Source organism: Nocardioides sp. J54, assembly GCF_000519005.1.
GTDB lineage: Bacteria > Actinomycetota > Actinomycetes > Propionibacteriales > Nocardioidaceae > Nocardioides.
The window spans coordinates 145,267-160,671 of sequence record NZ_JAER01000006.1 but is presented as its reverse complement, the minus strand read 5'-3'; the positions used below and the strand labels follow the sequence as shown (position 1 = coordinate 160,671).

Below are 15,405 nucleotides of genomic sequence, written 5' to 3'. Positions count from 1 at the left end.
AAGGTGATGCGACTTCTACGTTCGTCCGTCCGTCCGTCCGTTGCATCTGCGAATCGCATATCCGTTTCGCATTGCGTCCGCATTGCGTCACGCATCGTTTGCTGCCCCCTTCCAGCAGCCGCAGTCCTTGCCGTGCCACTTGATGCACGCCGCCTTGCGGCCGCTGGCGGTGCGGGCGGCCCGCTTGCTCTCCGAGATCACGTCGAGCTCTTGGTAGAGCGCGAAGTTCTTGATGTCCCAGCCGCTCGTGGCCTCGATCCAGAGGTCGTAGGCGACGAGAAGGCGGGCTGTCCGCGGGGTGCCGTGGACGAACGGCAGGGCTGCCTTCGGGATGTGCCCGTTGGTGCCGTGGCCGACCGAGTAGCCGATCGAGAACATGTACGAGGCGACGGCCTGCCAGCGCAGCGCGGCCTGCGTCTCGCTGGACAGGAGGTTCACGATCTTGTCGTGCGAGGCGATGTTCACGTCGAGGCGGGCCCAGGGGAGTGCCATCAGGCCACCTCCCGGCCGCGTCGAATGCCGTCGCGGGTGGCTTTGCGGTTGTCGGCGTCGGGTTCGCGCATGGCGAGGCGCCAGTAGAGGTCGGCGCGGTCGGCGCGGCGGAGGAGGTCGCGGAAGGTGTCGCGGTTGACGTTGAGGCGGTGCAGGACGCCAGTCAGATTCAGCCCGCTGTCGGCCAACCATTCGGCGTCTTCGACCATGAGGTGGAGTGGTCGGGTGCCGTTGTGGTTGCGGGCGTCGGGGGCTCCGAGGTTGGGGCGTTCGTCGGGGTCGTCGATGTTGTCCCAGGCGAGCGGGGGCGCCCAGCCTTCGCGGGCGGCCATGCGGTGGGCCTTGGTGATCGACGCCTTCTCGGTGCTCAATGTCGAGGTGCGCGGCTTCATGCACAGCTCGTCGTACAGTTCGCGGATGCGACGATCGACGGCGCCGGTGATGTAGGGCTTGTCGCCGCGGACGAGCGCCCACATGTTGGCCTTCTGGTAGTTCAGGCGGGTGCCCTGCCAGTGGAGGGCGTAGCCGATCGCGCAGAGGGCCTGGACGCGGCGCATCGCGCCGATGGGATTGACCCACTGGCGGCCGACGTCCAGCCCTGGTCGAACCGCGAGGATGCGACCTTCGACATCGGGGGTGATCTTGGCCTGTTGGCCATTGCTGATGCGGCAGATCGCGGACGAGTTCATCTGTGCGAGGGTGGCGATTGCTGAGACCGTGTAGTGGGTGCGTAGGAGCGCGATGTGGTCGCGGGCGGGCCCGGCGTCTACGCGGATGTTGCCGCCGTTGCGGTAGACGCGGGTGCGGTACCGCTTGCAGTAGTCGGCGTTGGCTTCGCGGCACGGCTCACAGGTGCAGCCGCGGAGGTACGTCCCGCGTTCGCCATGCTTCCCGGCGTCGGTCATCGGATCTGTCCCTTCCATGGGTCGTTCCCGCGTGCCCGTCGGATGCCGTGGTCGTCCCATTGGGTGCCGGTCGGGTCGAGGTGGGGCATGGGGTGGGGGATGGTGTAGGTGTCGTTGCCGCCGTGGAGTCGGCAGCAGGTGAGGTCGCCGTGGCGGGCGGTGCAGCGGCGGCTCATGGGGCGTCCTCGTGTGCGATGTGGTCGGTGTACGGCCCGCCCCGGCTCTCGTCGGCGATGTGGCGGGTCAGGGTGAGCGCGGCCTTGTCGCGGGTGAACTCGTAGCCGGCGGCCTTCCAGCGGGCGGCGAGGTTGTTGTGGGCGTCCTTCGCGGTGCCGGGCTGGTTGTAGTAGGTCCAGGTCGACTCGTGGCCGGCGTCGAAGGTGGTGGTGATGACGAGGTGGTGGCTGCTCACCACGGCACCTCCTGGTTGGTGATGACGAGCCGCACCGAGTAGCAGCCGGGCGTCTCGGGCTTGGGGTCACGCAGGTAGGTGGGGCCGATGACGTGCGTGCTGTCGTCGTCGGGAAACACCCCGGCGTCGGTGATGCCGTCGATCAGCGCCTTGATCGTTGGGGCAGCGTTGGCCGGGTCCGCCTTGCCGTTGCGCGGGTAGCCGATGAACGCGGCCACGTGGGCGACGTCGAACCGGGGTGCGCGCCGGGCCTTCGCGGTGAAGTAGCCGAGCTCGCGCAGGGCCTTGGTGCGCTTGGCTCTGGGTGCCCAGTGGAGCCGCTGGTTCGCAGACAGCCACAGGTCGGCGGGGATGGAGAAGGTGAGGGTCGTCATGCGGCCACCGCCCAACCGGCCATGACGCGCAGCGCTTCGGCGGCCTGCTGGGGTACGACGCCGTTGCCGAGAGCCTTGAGCGCTTCGTTGCGGGTGATGCCGGGGACGTCGGTGATCCACCCGGCGGGCAGGCCCATGAGGAACTCCACAAAGCGCGGGGACAGTTGCGGCGCCGGACCCTGATGCATGAAGGCGATCGAGCCGCGCATTCCGATCGGCAGCGGTGAAAGGATGCGGCGCGCCTTACGCCTCTCGAATCGCTCCCAGTCGCGGGTCGTCGGCTCCGGTGCAGTCCGCCCGAGGACGTGCTCCCAGCGGGCGATTGCGGCGGCGTAGTCACCCCAGCGTTCGGGGTTGTGGAGTAGGCCGTAGAAGTTGCCGTCCTCGCCCGCGAACTTCTCGCTTTGGCGGTTCTCGTTGTTCTTCGTGCGCGGCGTCGGCAACAGCCGATCCGGCTGCACGGCGGCGGGCAGCATGAGGTCGCCCGACGATCCGCGCTGGTTCGGGCCGCCCTTGGTGCCGTCGGTGGCACGGGGCGTCGGGAGGAGCGCGCACGGGACATCGGTGAGCGCCCTGGCGAGCGTGTCCACATCGTCGGGCCGGTGGGGCTCGCGGCGGATCGTGTGGTCCTTGTGGTCGCGGGTCGTCGCCGTGGGCAACAGGCGAACCGTCGTCCGCAGGTCTAGCCCGCCGCTTCCGTGGCTTCCGGCTCCGTTGGTGTCGCTGCTCCGGGGCGTGGGAAGAAGTGCTGCGGCAGCGCCTCGGCCATCGCCGTGCGCCACTGTCCGCTGATCTGCCCGTGCGCGGCCGGCGAGCTCGACCCCACCATTGGCGTCGGTAGCAACGACGAACACTCGGAGTCGTCCATGCGGGGCGCCGACGTCGGCGGCTCGAAGGCTGTGCCAGCTCGCGTCATACCCGAGCGAGGCCAGGTCTCCGAGAACACGTCCAAGTGCTCGCAGATGCACCCCTGGTCCGTCTCCCACACATCCCGCGCAGGGTTCCACTTCGCTATCGGCTGCGGCACTGAAAGCCCCTCCCACGTTCTCCCAGACGACCATCGCCGGGCGCAGTTGCGCGATCGCCTCGCGCATGGCAACCCAGAGGTTCGAGCGGGTTCCCTCGGTCATGCCGGCGCGTCGTCCGGCATGTGACAGGTCTTGGCAGGGTGAGCCGCCGGTCAGGATGTCGACGGGCTCGGGCACGTTCGGCTCGGACATCCAGAGGTCGAGGTCGAACCACCCGTCTGTCGGGCAGTAGTAGCCACGACCCTCGGGCATGTCGTCGTTCCAATAGAGGGCAAGCAGTTCCCCGCACGTCGGGCAGTCGGGGGTCCACTTGATCTTCGTGATGTCGCCCAGGTTCGGCGCGTGCGGGAAGCGGTGGGCGAGGATCTTGCTGGGGCCCTTGTCGAACTCGGACACCCACACGACCTCACCGCCGTAGACGGACTGCACGCCCATCCCGAGCCCGCCGTAGCCGGCGAACAACTCTCCGATGCGCGGGCCGCTCATGCCGCACCGCCCTCGGTTGGCTGGGTCAGCGACTTGACCTCGGCCTCGATCTCGGCCTTGCGCTCAGGGGTCGCGGTTGTCCACTCGGCGCGGAGGATGGAAACTCGGTCCAGCGGCTCGACGATGTGGACCTTGCGACGGCCACGGGTCTCGGTGAGGCTCGCGGCAACCGGGCCGTCGATGTGGGACAGCCGCGAGACCCGGATGCCACCGACCTTCTCCCGGCCGAACGTGACGTCGGGGTCGCCGTAGAGCTCGACGTGGCGCCCGATCCAGGTGCTCGCGTCGTCACCCCATGCGGCGACGAGGAGCTTGAGCACGGTGACCGCGGGCCGCCAGACGCGGGAGTCGCCGACGATCTCGATGTCGTACTGCTGCTCCTTGGTGCCCTTCTTGATCCCGGCGATGGTGACGATCCGGGTCACGCCGCCCAGAAAATCCTCGTAGTTGAGCTGGTCGGTCTTCTTCTCGATGGTGACCTTCATTCGGACCACACCCCGCCGTCGGACTCGTCCTGCTCCCAGTCGCCGAGATCGAGGTCCTGTCGACCGCCCCAACCGGAGCATTGGGCGCAGAGGGTGGGGCCTTCGAACTGCTCGTCGGCGAGTTCGCGAGCTTCCTCGGGCGAGTCGGCCTCGATCGTGATGACCGTTGATGCCGTGGCTGTGTAGAGGACTTGGTAGGTGTTCATGCGATGCCCTTAAGTTCGACGACGTTGAAGTCGATGCGTTCGGTGGTGGGCAGTCCGACGACCACGCGCTCGTACTCGGAGACGTGCTCGACGATGTCGGTCTCGGCCTGCTCGACGGCAGCCAAGATCGCGGCCTGCCACTTGGGGTCGGGGGTGACGCGCTTGACCCACAGCGGCATCCCTCCGACGTAGGACACGAAGTCGATCCACTCGCGGCCGGAGACCAGGAGCCCGGTCTGCAACTGCGCCATGTAGATCAACGGCACCTCGCCGGAGACGATGGTGAGGAAGTGGCCGCGTGCTCGGGGCGACTTGATCTCGATGAGTCCGTCGTCGCCCACGAGTCCGTCGGGGGAGTAGCCGATGGTGAACCCGTCGAAGTGGCGGCGCATGAACCCGACCTCGATCGCGGTGTCGTGGTGCTGCGAGTAGAGCTCCCGCGCGTAGGGCTCGGCCTCGATCCCGCGCCACATGTCGGCGGTGGTCGGCGTCTCCTCGACGATGCCGGTGACTCGCTCAGCCGCCAGCAGCGACACGAGTCGGCGCGACTCGTCGTTGCTCGCGGGCTTCACGGTCCTCGGGGTGATGAGCTTCCCCACGGCCGAGGCGGTGACGATGCCGCAGCGTGCCTTGAACCAGGCTTCCGATCGCTGCTCAACGTCGATGATTTCGATGGTCATGTCAGTAGTCCCTTCCGGCCCAGTCGCGGGCGGCTTGTGCGTCGGCCCTGTCGTCGTTCTCGCGGTCGGTGTAGTCGCGGTAGTAGCCGCGTTTGCGGTCCTCGGCGTCGTCGATCTGGGCGGCGCAGTTGGTGCAGGGGTGGTCGGGGTCGGTGCAGCGGCAGGAGGTCATGCGGTCCACCGCCGTTCGTGCTCGACGCACAGGTGTCCTTGCACGGCGTCCCAGTCGCAGCCCTCGACGCGGCACTGGTAGGCGGGGGAGAGGGGCTGGTCATGCATCGGCGGCCTCCCCGAGGTAGGCGCGGGCGACGGCGAGGGCGGCGGGCTCGGGGTCGAACCAGTCGTCGGCGTGTCCGGCCTCGGCGTCCAGCCAGTCCGCCACGGCCAGCGCGACGGCGGGGGTCGTCGTCAGGTAATAGACGGAGTTCAGCCACACGCCGTTGACGCGGTGGTCAACGACAGTCCGGTCGGGGACCTCGGTCGCGTCCTGTCGGATTCCAGCAGCGGCCCGGCGCAGGATCTCGGCGGTCATCGCGCACCCTCCTCGGCAGCTACGGCCCGGCGGTGCAGCGGGTAGCCAGCAACGAGGCACGCGACGAGCACCAGGGCGGTCAGGTCGTAGGCGCTCATGCCGACACCCCCAGCAGTCGGGCCACCGTGAGCACGTTCTGCTCCCGCAGCAGGGCCTGGGCCTCGGCGACCCTGACCTCGTGAGGAACGGGCTTCTCGGCGACGACCAGCTCGAACTCGGCGTACTCGATCGCCTGACGCTGGGCACGGGCGGCCTCGAAGGACTCGACGGCCCGCTGCTGGATCGGGGTCATGCTGCACCCCGGCTCAGGTCCGAGTGCCGCGAGACCTGCGCGACGATGCGGTCCAGCACGTCGAGACCAGACTCGGCCGCGACCTCCCCGCAGAACTGCTCGAAGCGACGGTGCGCGGTCAACGGGATGTGGCGCGGGTTGAGCGCCTGCGTGAGCCGAGCGGCCCGGTGGCGGATGGTCAGGTCGTCGGTCATGCCTTCGCCCCCGAGGTCAGCGACGTCGGCTCGGACTCGGCGAGCAGGCGGTGGGCGATGTTCAGCAGGGCGGTGACGAACTCGCGCTCACGGTGGCCGGTCGGCGCGAACTGGTCGAGCCGGATCAGGGCCGTCTCGCCGTCGTCGTCCGGGACCGCCGCAACCAGAGCCGGGTCGCCGGGCCTGAAGCCCCACTCGATCCAGTCGGCCGGGTACGCCGGCTTGATCTGTGCTCCACGCTCGTGCATGCGATACTCCTTCTTGAAGAGGTGAGGTCGGCGGCTGCTTGGTGGTGGCGCCGACCTCGCTGTTTCTGGGTTCTGGGTGGGGCCGCCCCGACGAGGCGGCCCCTGTCCGGCCATGCGCGCTTCCCCACGCGATCCACGACCGGAGGTCAACTAGGTGGTGGCGGCTGCCGCCTTCGCGACGGCCTGCTCGATGAGCTCGTCCGACCACCCGGCAGCCCGCCCGAGCTCGCGGATCAAGGCGAGGCGGTCGGCCTCGACCTGAGCTCGATAGGCGGCATTCCGTGCCTCGAAACCAGAGAGGCAGGCGACGTGCCAGCGGCGAGAGGTGCGCCGAGTGCGGCCGTCGGAGAACCCGCCGTAGCGGTTCCGCACCGGCTCCTCGCCCTCGACCAGAACGGTCTCGTCATGGTCGGCGAAGGGGCGCTCGCACTCCGGGCAGGCGCGCGAGCCGAGCCGCTGAGCGGTCAGGGGTGCCTTCACCACGCACCTCGCGAGCGGCCGATGTAGAAGACGACCGAGGCCAAGACGCCGATCAGCACGAAGAACGCGCCGAGCACGACGACCGCAGCACCGCCAGCGGGCCGCTCCGGGTCGACGTCAGCGAGGAGGCAGTCGCAGCGCCAACCAGCCAGCGCACGACCCTCGGCCTCGGCGTCGAGCGCAGCAACCATGTACGGGGTCTGGCAGCGCGGACAGGACAAGCGCGCCACAGCGGGCGGAACAGGTGCAGGGGTAGCGGTCATCACTGGTCACCGCCCGTGGGCACCGGCTGAGCCAGAGCCTCGACGTCGGAGCGGTTCACCTTGAGCAGCCGCTTGCCGATGCGCTCGGCGGGCAGGTCGCCCGCGGCGATCCAGCGGCGAACCGTCTCGACCGAGACGTCGAGGATCTCGGCGGCCTCCTTGAGGCTGATGCGGACTGGCCGGCTCATGCGATGCCTCCGTCCAGGACGACCAGCTCGCGCTCGGCCGACAGCAGTTCACGGAGCCGCTCGAGGCCCTTGGCGGTCACCCGGACCTGCGGGTCGCCCTGCTTCCGCTCGCCCGTGTTCTGGTCGTGGTAGCCGGTCGTGATCCGCTCGACGAGGAGCCCGGCGTTCACCGCGGTCTGCATCGCCTGCCAGCGACCGCCCCGGCGGAACACCCAGCCGTTCGCGTCGAGCCAGTCGTAGAGCTTGCGGGGCCCGGTGGCGATCCCGTCGCGGCCGAGGATCTTCGCGGCGTCGGAGACCGTGAAGTCGCCCTCGGCCTTCGCGAGACCGTTCCACGCGGCGGCCGGTGCCTCGAGCTCCTTCGCGCGCTGCTGTGCCGCCTCGATCCTGGCGTTCAGCTCGCCGATGACGTGAGCGGTCATCTCCTCGAACGACATGCCGGCCGGGGCCCCGTAGGAGCCGGTCCGGCGGATCGCGGGGAGCACGTCGTGGGTGACCCAGCGCTTGAATGCCTTGGCCTGCGGGACGCGGCTGCGGAGGATTGCGGAGTAGAGGCCGGCCTCGTTGATGACGGTGACCGTCTGCTCGCCGCCGGGGGTACTCACAACGTGAGTACCCCTCTCGTCCTCGTCGAGGCCGCGGGTCAGGTTGAAGGCGTCGCGGAAGTCGAGGATCCGGGCCACGTCGCCGGCGACGAACCACGGCTCGCCGTCGATCGAGACCACGTGGACGTCGTGGCTCTCGTACTTGAACAGGTCGAGGGCGGTCATGCCGCCTCCTCTCGGTTGCGCGGCACGTAGTCCGTGGTGAGCGCCCCGGGGCGCAGGCCGTAGGCGACCTCCAGGGCGGCGAGGACCGGACGCGAGGCGCCGCGGTGGCCGTTCTCGATCCCCGAGAGGGCGCCGCGGGTGAACGGCTTCCCGAGTTCCTCGGAGACGAGCTCGCAGATCTGGTCGAGCGTCTTGCCGCTGACCGCTCGGAGGTCACCCAGGCTGACGTGAGGCGGCACCCGTCGGGGGCGCTGGCTGTCGTAGTTGGGCATGAACCCAATCTAACGGCAAACTAACTCCCAACTCAACCCTTCGAAGTGGCAAACTTCGGCTGACCTGCGGAACGACAGCGATGTAACTTCTCTGAGCGCGAGACTTGAGCGACCATGGTTTGCCGAACGGCACCGAGGTTTGCCAAAGATTTGTGGGAGGTTGCTGCCATGTCAGCCAATGCCCAGCACTTCGCGACCGTCGTGCTCGAAGCGTTCAAGGCGGCGCGGCACTTCACTGTCGATCAAGTGGTCGCAGCCGGCGGTCCGTCGACGACAACCATGACGAAGCTGCGGAAGGCCAGCGAAGGCGAGGCGTTGAGCCGGCCTCGCGGGGACACCATGCGCAAGATCGACGTCGCTGCGGGGTGGCCTGATGGAAGTGCAGAGGTGCTCTGGGAGACAGGGACCCTCCCCGACCAGGAGGTTTCTCGGGCCATCGGGTCGGGCGGCGTGCCGGCTCCAAGCGGCGGCATCGTCTCCTCGGAGACGAGGGTCGAGCGGCTCAACGACCGGGTCCTCTACCGGGCGAGAACCGTTGCCATCGATGTCGAAGGAAGGGAGACCGCGCTCGAGCTGGTCTATGAACCCGGAGACGGTCGTGAGGTCAACCTGATGGACCTCGGTCCGATCGCCTCAAGCGCGCACCGAGAAGCCATGCGCTGGACATACCTATCCGGCACGCGTGTGGCCGCCGGCCAGGCGGCCCCCAGAAAAGAAGGAGGTGAGGCGGATGGAGACGCCGCCGCCACCAGCCAGCCGGGCTCGGGCCCGGACTCAGGCGCGCCTGGACTTCGCCTAGCGCCGGCGGCTCGGGACGTCGGCCGCAAGGGCAAGGCCCAGAAGGCGCGAGAGAAGCAAGATCAGGCCGGCACGGAGAGCCAGGACCGCGGCGGGATGGATCCGGTATGACGGGCCCTAACCACTCTCAGTACGCCGACTACCTATGTTCACATTGCGGTTTCAGGGAGGTCTGGGACCCTAGTTCGAAGCCAGATCTGGAGCGGCTATGCCCCTCGTGCGGCAAGGTTCACCTGGCGTTTTCTCACTCCTACGACCTGCACGCACTGGCCCGGAAGCACGCCCGCTATGAAGGACCGCGCCGCTGTATCTTCTGCGGCCGTACTCCAGTGACGAGGGAGCATGTGTGGCCGCAGTGGTTGACCAGGCACTTCCATGACGAGCCGAGACTTCACACTCGAGTGGACGCGCCGAGTAGACCGCTGAGGCGAGACCGGTCCATCAAACTCCATCCTGACTCCGAACTCCCAGTTCAACTCTCGTGGGACGAGGCGAAGGGGCAAGGGGGGGCGGCCGCCGAGCGAACCGTGAAGGTCGCGTGTAGGCGATGCAACTCGGGTTGGATGTCGCGGCTTGAACAGGAGGTGCGTCCGATTCTCCTAAGGCAGATTCAGGAGCGCCGACATGTGCCGAGCGACGAGGAGCGCAGCATCCTTGTCCGCTGGTTGCTGAAGACGACGGCCGTCTTCGAAATGGATGACCCTCCCAGCGCAGTGCTAGGCCGGGAACAGTTGCGGATGATCGCTGATCTTGATGGTCCGCTGCCTCCCGGCTGGCAGGTTGACGCGGCATGGGCGCCACATGACTTTGCAATGTCCCACGGTCGCATGTTCGTGGCGGAGGTCGACGAGCACGGCGAGCCGGCACAGCTGCTCGCCCATGGCCTTCTGCAGGTGATCTCCGTCGGAAGGGCCGGATACGTCCTCCAGTACCGCGAGAACGAACAGATCACCCATCGCAGGATGAGGCTGGTCCGGCGGCGCAGCCTCTGGCCCCAACACGATGCTCGGCCCCGCCCGCGGGTTGGGCACCGCGGATGGAGAAGGGTGTCCGACCTGCGGTACCTCTACCACGTGAGGCTGAGCCCCTGACTCAGCGGGAGGGATTCGAACCCTCGTGCCGAGACGCGTCTCGGCGACGTATATCCGGCCCCGATCGTGCCGGCGCCCCCGATGACCCTGGCTCCGGGCACCGCTGAGCAGGTGGTGGGATCTGCGACTCCCACTATAGTTGGCGCATCGTCCTGTGTCGGACCGCCCTCCTAGGGTCGCGCCCATGCTTGACCGGTCCCGCTGTCGTGATCACCGCGGCCACCACCCGTGGCGCTTCATCGGCCAGTTCACCGACTGGCGGGTGGACTGGGTCAACTGGCTGCCTGAGGGGCGATGGGGGCTGACCCTGCACCGCGAGAAGCGGGTCCTGATGGCCGAGGGCCTCGACCAGGCTGAGCGGCGCAGCACCATCGCTCATGAGACCGGCCATGTGGTGCGCGGCCCGTTCAGCGTCTGCCGCAAGCTCTACGAGGAGTCGCTCGTCGAGCGGCAGGCGTCCCGGCTGCTCCTGCCGTCGGTGCGGCGCATCGGGCACGCGCTGGCGTGGAACCACGGTGACTACGAGGAGACGGCCGACCACCTCTGGGTCGACGAGCAGCTGCTGAACGTCCGCCTCTCGACCCTCGCCCCCCGCGAGCACGCCTGGTTGCGGGAGCAGATGGAGACGATCCTGCTGTGAGCGGGTCTACCAGCCGCCGGAGGTGGCGAGGTCGTCGAGCCGGTCGGTAAGCATGTCCATCCGTGACCGGGCGGCCCGGACGTAGCGTTGGGCAGCCTGCGGGGTGGAGTCGCCGAGGAACGCCTGCACCTCGGCCTCGGTAGCGCCCTGCTGGGCGAGGAGGGTCGCCCCGGTGGCCCGCAGGTCGTGGAAGTGCAGCGTCGGGTGTCCGGCCGCCGTCCGAGCGTGGTACCAGCCGCGGTTGCCTGCAGACACGCTCGCACGGCCCCGGCGCTTGTCGCCCGGCGCGGCTCCGTAGAACGTCTGTGGGGCGAGGTGCCCACCGGTGCGCGAGGGGAACAGGAGTGAGTCGCGGGAGCGGCCTACGTGGTCGCGCAGGTGCTGGCGGATGTCGGCCACGAGCGAGGCAGGCACCCGCTGGTCGCGGTCGCCGGCCTCGGACTTCGGGCCCTTGACGGGCTCGGCCTTGTCGCCGGACACGGCGCGCCGGATGCGGAGCACGCGTCGGTCGAGGTCGACGTCCTTGCGGCGCAGCTCGGCGATCTCGGAGAACCGGAGGCCGGTCCACAGGCCGAGCTGCAGGAGGAGTCGCCACTCGGGGCGGATGGTGGCGAGCATGACGTCGACCTGCTCGGCCGTGGCGAGCTCTTCGCGGCGCCGCGACGGTGACGAGCCGGCGCCGCGCATCGAGAACGGGTTCATCTGGCCTGCGAGCGGCCCGCCTGCCGAGGTTGCGGATGCCATGACGGCGCGGCCGAAGGAGTAGGCGTGGGCGCGCTGGGTGGCCCCGGTGTCGCCGGCGCGGGCCCGGCGTCGTCTCGGCGTCCACGTGTCGTACCAGCCCGACACGACCTCGGGGGTGATGTGTTCGATCGCGAGGGGTGCGAGGGGTGCGAGGTCGTGCTCGAGCATGTCGGCGTACTTCGTCCGGGTGCGCGGCGCGAGGGGCTTGGCGCCCTGTCGGGTGCGGCGCTCGACGATCCAGCGGGCGGCGTAGGAGCCGAAGGTCTCGCCCGGGGTGCCCTTGTTGGCGGATTCGGCGGCGGCGCGCTGGGCTGCCTGTCGTGCGGCGGGTGGGGTCCAGGTGCCGCCGGCAATGAGGGCCTGTTCGCGGCCGAGCCACGCTTCGGCGTCGCGCTTCGTGGAGAAGGTGGAGGCGGCGGCGTGCCGGACGGGCGTCGGCTTTCCTGACCGCGAGAGCCGCGTCGCGCCGGTAGGATCGGAGTAGAACGCCTGCCACCGGCCGGAGGGCAGCTTCCTGACCCGGCCGAAGCCTCTTGCAGAGCCAGCCACTACCGGCCTCCTCGGGGTCAAAACGTGCTACGAGCGTGCTACGGAAACGTATCAGTGTGTGGGCTATGACTAGTTATGTGTATTCGTGCGGGGGCCTGTTTGTGCAGGTCAGGATGGGTTTTCGCTGGTCACCCGCCACATGGCCAACGTAGCACGATACTGTTTCGAATCCACTACCTGCCACGGCAACGAGCAGGCCCCCGCCGCAAGGTGGGGGCCTGCTGCATTTGCTCGTGCCTCGGTGACCCTCGGGGCGTCAGGAGGCGGGCTTCAGCAGCACGCTGAAGGTGATCGCGGCACCGGCGGCCTGGTCGGCCGTGGCGGTGAGGCCGCCGCGGTTGCCGGCCGGGACCGGGCCGTTGCTGTCGCCGTGGAGCGTCGTGACGTGCCCGGAGCCGGCGTCGGAGGAGGCCTCGTCGCGCTGGGTGACGCCCGGCGGCGGGGCGAGGTCCGTCGTCGCGGAGCTCTTGTCGCCCCAGTGGCTGACCAGCCAGTGCGCCCCGTCGGGCGCCGACACGGTCGGCGTGACGTGCGTGGTGCTGCTGCTGGTCTGGACGGCGATCGCGCTGTCGGTGATCGGTGCCGAGGGGTCGACGCCGCGGTAGACGGCCACGGTGAGCACGCTCTTGGCGTAGGCGCTCGAGGTCACCGTCACCGTGCTGCCGGCGTCGGCGGCGGTCGCCACGCGGGCGTAGAGCCGCCCGACGGCCTTGCTGCTGGCGTTCTGGGCCTCGACCTGGGTCCACCCCGCCGGTCCGGTGTACGACGGCGCCGTGGTGTTGGCGACCAGGTAGGCCAGCATCAGGTCACCGGCCTGGACGCTGCCGGGGATGGTGGCGCGGTGGTTCACCCGGTTGCCGCCGGTCGAGACCGTGGTGACGTGGCTGACCGGTTGTGCCTGCGCCGCCGGCTGCGCCGTGCGGGTGGTGCTCGCGGTGAGCTGCCCGTCGGACACGGTGAGGGTGACCGTGCGTGCGCCGCCGCTGGCGTAGGTGTGGTTGACCGTCGGCCCCGCCGTGCTCGTCTGGCCGTCGCCGAAGTTCCACTGGTAGCCCTGGACCGGGCCGTCGGGGTCGCTGGAGGCGCTCGCGTCGAAGCTGCAGGTCAGGCCGGAGCAGCTGACGGTGAAGGACGCCGTGGGCGGGTTGTTGACGGGCGGCTCGAGCGCCGGGCCCTGGTAGAGGAACAGGGCTCGCGACGACCAGCCCGCCCCCGCCGGGGCGATCGTGGTGGCCGTGCCGGCCACGGCGCCGTGCTGGCCCCACTGCGCCCGCTTGAACGACCCGTCGCTGGAGGCGAAGTAGAGGTAGCCGTCGGCGACGAACGCGCCGCGCATGCCGCTGTAGCTGACGCCGGAGACGGAGTTCGTGGTGAACCGCTGCTGGCCGACGATGCCCGACTCGGGCTCGAAGCCCCGGCGGTACAGCTGCGAGGCACCGGACTTCGTGAAGTACATCCAGCCCTGGTGGTAGAAGAGCGAGGTGATGGTCGGGATGTCGCCGTTGTGCCAGTCGTCCTGGTAGACGAGCTGGTCCGCTGCGTTGATGGTCTGGGCCGGCCCGTAGCTGGTGCCGTCGAAGGTGCGGCGGGTGAAGGTCCGATTGCTCTGCACCGTGTAGAGGTCGCCGTTGACCATGAACGCACCCAGCGTGGTGCCCCAGCCGGGGCCGTTGGGGGCGTTGCCGGGCGAGCCGAGGTTGCTGCCGTTGAACGACTGCCGCACCAGCTGGGTCTGCGAGCTGCCGACCCGGAACACGTCGCCGGGCAGCTTCAGGTCCTGCCGCGCCGGGAGCGCCTTGCCGCCCGACAGCGGCAGGTAGGCGATCTTGCGGCGCGTCTGGCCGGCGAAGACGTCGGTGTCGGAGCCGACGAACAGCCCCTGGTCGGTCGCCACCATGTCGCGGACGCCGGCGCCGAGGGTGCGCGTGGGGTTCCACGAGTAGGGGATGCCGTTGTGCGCGCTGAGTGCCGCGATCCCCGGTCGGGACACCGCACCCTCGTCGGGCGCGTCGCCGCGGCCCGGGTTGTTCTGCCAGCGCTGGTGCCCGCCGACGTACACGACGTCGTCGGTGACCTCGACCGTCCAGGTGGTGTCACCGCCGGTGTACGCCGTCCACGTCGGTCGCACCGCGGAGCCACTGGCCGACGTCTCGAAGCGGGCGACCACGTCGCAGCCGCTGGTGCCGGCCATGCTGCCGGAGTAGCCGCCGTAGGCGCCGGTCGTCCCGACGACGAAGAAGCTCCCGTCGGGGCTGAAGTTCACGTCGACCGTGTAGGTCTCGAACGAGGGGCTGCACCCGGACTCGAAGAGGGTCGTCCGGTAGTCGGCCAGGGTCGCGGACGTCGGTCCGAGGTCCAGGACCGCCATCTGGTGGCGCTTGACGCCGTCGACGGTGTCGAAGTTGCCGACCGCGACCAGCCGCGTGCCGGCCGGGTTGATCGTGAACTCCTGGATGTTCGTGACGGTGCCGCGGTGGACGCCGGCGAAGACCCGGTCGAAGTAGTTGTCGATCGTGCCGGTGGTGGCGCTGACCGTCGCGAGAGCCTTGCGGGCCTTGCCCTGCACGTGGGTGAACTTGCCGGCGACCCACAGCCGGTTGCCCAGGACCTCGAGGTCGCGCACCTGGCCGTTGATCGTCCCCGAGCTGAACTGGGTGATCCGGTTGCCGGTGGCGAGGTCGGCGCGGAACAGGTTGCTCACGCTGACCGTCGAGCCGCCCGAGGTGATCGAGCTGAACCCGCCGCCGACGTACACGCTCTGGCCGTCGGGGGCCGGGGTGAGCGCGTAGACCGTGCCGTTCGGGTTCGGCGCGAAGGTCGTGCTGACCTGGCCCGTGGTCGCGTTGAACGCGAAGACGTTGCGGCGCGCGATGTCGGTGGACGACCCGGCGTTGCGCACGCGGGTGAAGTTGCCGCCGACCACGATCATGTTGCCGACCTGGGCCATCGAGTAGACGGCGCCGTCCATGACGTGCGGCGTGAACGAGGCCGGGGACTCGGAGACGATCCGGCCGGTCTGGGGCGCGGCGGTCGCCACGGCGGCGGTCAGGGGAGAGCCTGCCACCGGCGCCGCTGCGGGCGACGTGGTCGCGGGGACCAGCACGCCTGCGGCGACCGCCGCGCTGATGAGGAGGGAGCGGAGCTTGGTTCGGGCCTTCACCCGCCTATCGCACACTGCGGCGAGGACCGGGGTCGTGACCGAATTCGGGTACCTTCGCGCGGGTCCCGCGTCGGGCTCCGGGCAGGCTCCCGCTCCGAGAGCACTTCCCGAGATTT

Annotated in this window: 24 protein-coding genes; 2 read left to right on the top strand and 22 right to left on the bottom strand. The window is 69.4% G+C overall.

From position 1 onward, the window contains the following. Nucleotides 1-87: 87 nt before the first annotated feature. The 19 genes from NOCJ54_RS24245 to NOCJ54_RS0106515 all read right to left on the bottom strand — a co-directional run bounded on the left by NOCJ54_RS24245 (nt 88) and on the right by NOCJ54_RS0106515 (nt 8,307). Complete coding sequence (locus NOCJ54_RS24245; protein ID WP_051485545.1) at nt 88-492, bottom strand: hypothetical protein; 405 nt, start codon at nt 490-492, stop codon at nt 88-90. Further along, nucleotides 492-1,397 (bottom strand): hypothetical protein, encoded by a 906-nt coding sequence (locus NOCJ54_RS0106605; protein WP_028654869.1) that lies wholly within the window; start codon nt 1,395-1,397, stop codon nt 492-494. Before NOCJ54_RS0106605 ends, NOCJ54_RS24245 begins: the two co-directional genes overlap by 1 nt. Next, complete coding sequence (locus tag NOCJ54_RS0106600; protein WP_028654868.1) at nt 1,394-1,573, bottom strand: hypothetical protein; 180 nt, start codon at nt 1,571-1,573, stop codon at nt 1,394-1,396. The genes NOCJ54_RS0106605 and NOCJ54_RS0106600 overlap by 4 nt, the downstream gene beginning before the upstream one ends. Then, nucleotides 1,570-1,809, bottom strand: a complete 240-nt coding sequence (locus NOCJ54_RS0106595) for a hypothetical protein (protein WP_157514810.1) — start codon at nt 1,807-1,809, stop codon at nt 1,570-1,572. Before NOCJ54_RS0106595 ends, NOCJ54_RS0106600 begins: the two co-directional genes overlap by 4 nt. Continuing rightward, nucleotides 1,806-2,183: a hypothetical protein gene (locus NOCJ54_RS24240; protein WP_051485544.1), complete on the bottom strand. Its 378-nt coding sequence runs from the start codon at nt 2,181-2,183 to the stop codon at nt 1,806-1,808. Before NOCJ54_RS24240 ends, NOCJ54_RS0106595 begins: the two co-directional genes overlap by 4 nt. Beyond that, nucleotides 2,180-3,697 (bottom strand): DNA cytosine methyltransferase, encoded by a 1,518-nt coding sequence (locus NOCJ54_RS28085; protein WP_051485543.1) that lies wholly within the window; start codon nt 3,695-3,697, stop codon nt 2,180-2,182. The genes NOCJ54_RS24240 and NOCJ54_RS28085 overlap by 4 nt, the downstream gene beginning before the upstream one ends. After that, nucleotides 3,694-4,182 (bottom strand): hypothetical protein, encoded by a 489-nt coding sequence (locus tag NOCJ54_RS24230; protein WP_051485542.1) that lies wholly within the window; start codon nt 4,180-4,182, stop codon nt 3,694-3,696. Before NOCJ54_RS24230 ends, NOCJ54_RS28085 begins: the two co-directional genes overlap by 4 nt. Next, nucleotides 4,179-4,388 carry a hypothetical protein gene (locus tag NOCJ54_RS24225; RefSeq protein WP_036517074.1) on the bottom strand — a complete coding sequence of 70 codons (210 nt, stop codon included), beginning with the start codon at nt 4,386-4,388 and terminating at the stop codon, nt 4,179-4,181. Before NOCJ54_RS24225 ends, NOCJ54_RS24230 begins: the two co-directional genes overlap by 4 nt. Next, on the bottom strand, nt 4,385-5,068 hold the full coding sequence (locus tag NOCJ54_RS0106570; RefSeq protein ID WP_028654866.1) for a lambda exonuclease family protein: 684 nt from the start codon (nt 5,066-5,068) through the stop codon (nt 4,385-4,387). Before NOCJ54_RS0106570 ends, NOCJ54_RS24225 begins: the two co-directional genes overlap by 4 nt. A gap of 1 nt (nt 5,069) precedes the next feature. Beyond that, nucleotides 5,070-5,249, bottom strand: coding sequence for a hypothetical protein (locus tag NOCJ54_RS0106565; RefSeq protein ID WP_028654865.1), 180 nt, complete (start codon nt 5,247-5,249; stop codon nt 5,070-5,072). Nucleotides 5,250-5,339: 90 nt separating this feature from the next. Continuing rightward, nucleotides 5,340-5,600, bottom strand: coding sequence for a hypothetical protein (locus NOCJ54_RS0106560; RefSeq protein ID WP_028654864.1), 261 nt, complete (start codon nt 5,598-5,600; stop codon nt 5,340-5,342). A gap of 94 nt (nt 5,601-5,694) precedes the next feature. Next, nucleotides 5,695-5,892 (bottom strand): hypothetical protein, encoded by a 198-nt coding sequence (locus NOCJ54_RS0106550; protein ID WP_028654863.1) that lies wholly within the window; start codon nt 5,890-5,892, stop codon nt 5,695-5,697. After that, nucleotides 5,889-6,086: a hypothetical protein gene (locus NOCJ54_RS0106545; RefSeq protein ID WP_028654862.1), complete on the bottom strand. Its 198-nt coding sequence runs from the start codon at nt 6,084-6,086 to the stop codon at nt 5,889-5,891. Before NOCJ54_RS0106545 ends, NOCJ54_RS0106550 begins: the two co-directional genes overlap by 4 nt. Next, entirely contained in the window at nt 6,083-6,334 is a 252-nt protein-coding gene (locus NOCJ54_RS0106540) for a hypothetical protein (protein WP_028654861.1), read from the bottom strand. The genes NOCJ54_RS0106545 and NOCJ54_RS0106540 overlap by 4 nt, the downstream gene beginning before the upstream one ends. A 150-nt stretch (nt 6,335-6,484) precedes the next feature. Beyond that, on the bottom strand, nt 6,485-6,814 hold the full coding sequence (locus NOCJ54_RS0106535; protein ID WP_028654860.1) for a hypothetical protein: 330 nt from the start codon (nt 6,812-6,814) through the stop codon (nt 6,485-6,487). Continuing rightward, nucleotides 6,811-7,005: a hypothetical protein gene (locus tag NOCJ54_RS0106530; RefSeq protein ID WP_028654859.1), complete on the bottom strand. Its 195-nt coding sequence runs from the start codon at nt 7,003-7,005 to the stop codon at nt 6,811-6,813. The genes NOCJ54_RS0106535 and NOCJ54_RS0106530 overlap by 4 nt, the downstream gene beginning before the upstream one ends. Nucleotides 7,006-7,076: 71 nt before the next feature. Continuing rightward, nucleotides 7,077-7,265 carry a helix-turn-helix domain-containing protein gene (locus tag NOCJ54_RS0106525; protein WP_028654858.1) on the bottom strand — a complete coding sequence of 63 codons (189 nt, stop codon included), beginning with the start codon at nt 7,263-7,265 and terminating at the stop codon, nt 7,077-7,079. After that, nucleotides 7,262-8,035, bottom strand: a complete 774-nt coding sequence (locus NOCJ54_RS0106520) for a BRO family protein (protein WP_028654857.1) — start codon at nt 8,033-8,035, stop codon at nt 7,262-7,264. Before NOCJ54_RS0106520 ends, NOCJ54_RS0106525 begins: the two co-directional genes overlap by 4 nt. Continuing rightward, nucleotides 8,032-8,307, bottom strand: coding sequence for a helix-turn-helix domain-containing protein (locus NOCJ54_RS0106515; RefSeq protein WP_157514809.1), 276 nt, complete (start codon nt 8,305-8,307; stop codon nt 8,032-8,034). The genes NOCJ54_RS0106520 and NOCJ54_RS0106515 overlap by 4 nt, the downstream gene beginning before the upstream one ends. Before the next feature lie 168 nt (nt 8,308-8,475). On the opposite strand from NOCJ54_RS0106515, the gene NOCJ54_RS0106510 reads away from it, so the two are divergent. Beyond that, entirely contained in the window at nt 8,476-9,216 is a 741-nt protein-coding gene (locus NOCJ54_RS0106510; RefSeq protein ID WP_028654855.1) for a hypothetical protein, read from the top strand. Between the two features lie 605 nt (nt 9,217-9,821). On the opposite strand, the gene NOCJ54_RS29350 is transcribed toward NOCJ54_RS0106510, so the two are convergent. After that, nucleotides 9,822-10,061: a hypothetical protein gene (locus NOCJ54_RS29350; RefSeq protein WP_157514808.1), complete on the bottom strand. Its 240-nt coding sequence runs from the start codon at nt 10,059-10,061 to the stop codon at nt 9,822-9,824. A gap of 319 nt (nt 10,062-10,380) precedes the next feature. Here NOCJ54_RS29350 and NOCJ54_RS0106500 point away from each other — a divergent pair, with 319 nt between their 5' ends. Further along, entirely contained in the window at nt 10,381-10,836 is a 456-nt protein-coding gene (locus NOCJ54_RS0106500) for an ImmA/IrrE family metallo-endopeptidase (protein WP_051485541.1), read from the top strand. 6 nt (nt 10,837-10,842) lie between these two features. Here the strand turns inward: NOCJ54_RS0106500 and NOCJ54_RS24220 are convergent, their stop codons facing one another. Further along, nucleotides 10,843-12,129, bottom strand: coding sequence for a tyrosine-type recombinase/integrase (locus tag NOCJ54_RS24220; protein WP_036517073.1), 1,287 nt, complete (start codon nt 12,127-12,129; stop codon nt 10,843-10,845). A 256-nt stretch (nt 12,130-12,385) separates the two neighbouring features. Next, nucleotides 12,386-15,289, bottom strand: a complete 2,904-nt coding sequence (locus NOCJ54_RS0106490; protein WP_051485540.1) for a PKD domain-containing protein — start codon at nt 15,287-15,289, stop codon at nt 12,386-12,388. Between the last annotated feature and the right edge of the window lie 116 nt (nt 15,290-15,405).

Coding starts and splice junctions, on each gene's coding strand:
- NOCJ54_RS0106520 (WP_028654857.1), bottom strand. CDS start 8,035: ATGACCGCCCTCGACCTGTTCAAGTACGAGAGCCACGACGTCCACGTG.
- NOCJ54_RS0106530 (WP_028654859.1), bottom strand. CDS start 7,005: ATGGTTGCTGCGCTCGACGCCGAGGCCGAGGGTCGTGCGCTGGCTGGT.
- NOCJ54_RS0106510 (WP_028654855.1), top strand. CDS start 8,476: ATGTCAGCCAATGCCCAGCACTTCGCGACCGTCGTGCTCGAAGCGTTC.
- NOCJ54_RS0106550 (WP_028654863.1), bottom strand. CDS start 5,892: ATGACCCCGATCCAGCAGCGGGCCGTCGAGTCCTTCGAGGCCGCCCGT.
- NOCJ54_RS24225 (WP_036517074.1), bottom strand. CDS start 4,388: ATGAACACCTACCAAGTCCTCTACACAGCCACGGCATCAACGGTCATC.
- NOCJ54_RS29350 (WP_157514808.1), bottom strand. CDS start 10,061: ATGGGTGATCTGTTCGTTCTCGCGGTACTGGAGGACGTATCCGGCCCT.
- NOCJ54_RS28085 (WP_051485543.1), bottom strand. CDS start 3,697: ATGAGCGGCCCGCGCATCGGAGAGTTGTTCGCCGGCTACGGCGGGCTC.
- NOCJ54_RS0106570 (WP_028654866.1), bottom strand. CDS start 5,068: ATGACCATCGAAATCATCGACGTTGAGCAGCGATCGGAAGCCTGGTTC.
- NOCJ54_RS0106515 (WP_157514809.1), bottom strand. CDS start 8,307: ATGCCCAACTACGACAGCCAGCGCCCCCGACGGGTGCCGCCTCACGTC.
- NOCJ54_RS24245 (WP_051485545.1), bottom strand. CDS start 492: ATGGCACTCCCCTGGGCCCGCCTCGACGTGAACATCGCCTCGCACGAC.
- NOCJ54_RS0106540 (WP_028654861.1), bottom strand. CDS start 6,334: ATGCACGAGCGTGGAGCACAGATCAAGCCGGCGTACCCGGCCGACTGG.
- NOCJ54_RS24230 (WP_051485542.1), bottom strand. CDS start 4,182: ATGAAGGTCACCATCGAGAAGAAGACCGACCAGCTCAACTACGAGGAT.
- NOCJ54_RS24240 (WP_051485544.1), bottom strand. CDS start 2,183: ATGACGACCCTCACCTTCTCCATCCCCGCCGACCTGTGGCTGTCTGCG.
- NOCJ54_RS0106525 (WP_028654858.1), bottom strand. CDS start 7,265: ATGAGCCGGCCAGTCCGCATCAGCCTCAAGGAGGCCGCCGAGATCCTC.
- NOCJ54_RS0106500 (WP_051485541.1), top strand. CDS start 10,381: ATGCTTGACCGGTCCCGCTGTCGTGATCACCGCGGCCACCACCCGTGG.
- NOCJ54_RS0106560 (WP_028654864.1), bottom strand. CDS start 5,600: ATGACCGCCGAGATCCTGCGCCGGGCCGCTGCTGGAATCCGACAGGAC.
- NOCJ54_RS0106545 (WP_028654862.1), bottom strand. CDS start 6,086: ATGACCGACGACCTGACCATCCGCCACCGGGCCGCTCGGCTCACGCAG.
- NOCJ54_RS0106600 (WP_028654868.1), bottom strand. CDS start 1,573: ATGAGCCGCCGCTGCACCGCCCGCCACGGCGACCTCACCTGCTGCCGA.
- NOCJ54_RS0106605 (WP_028654869.1), bottom strand. CDS start 1,397: ATGACCGACGCCGGGAAGCATGGCGAACGCGGGACGTACCTCCGCGGC.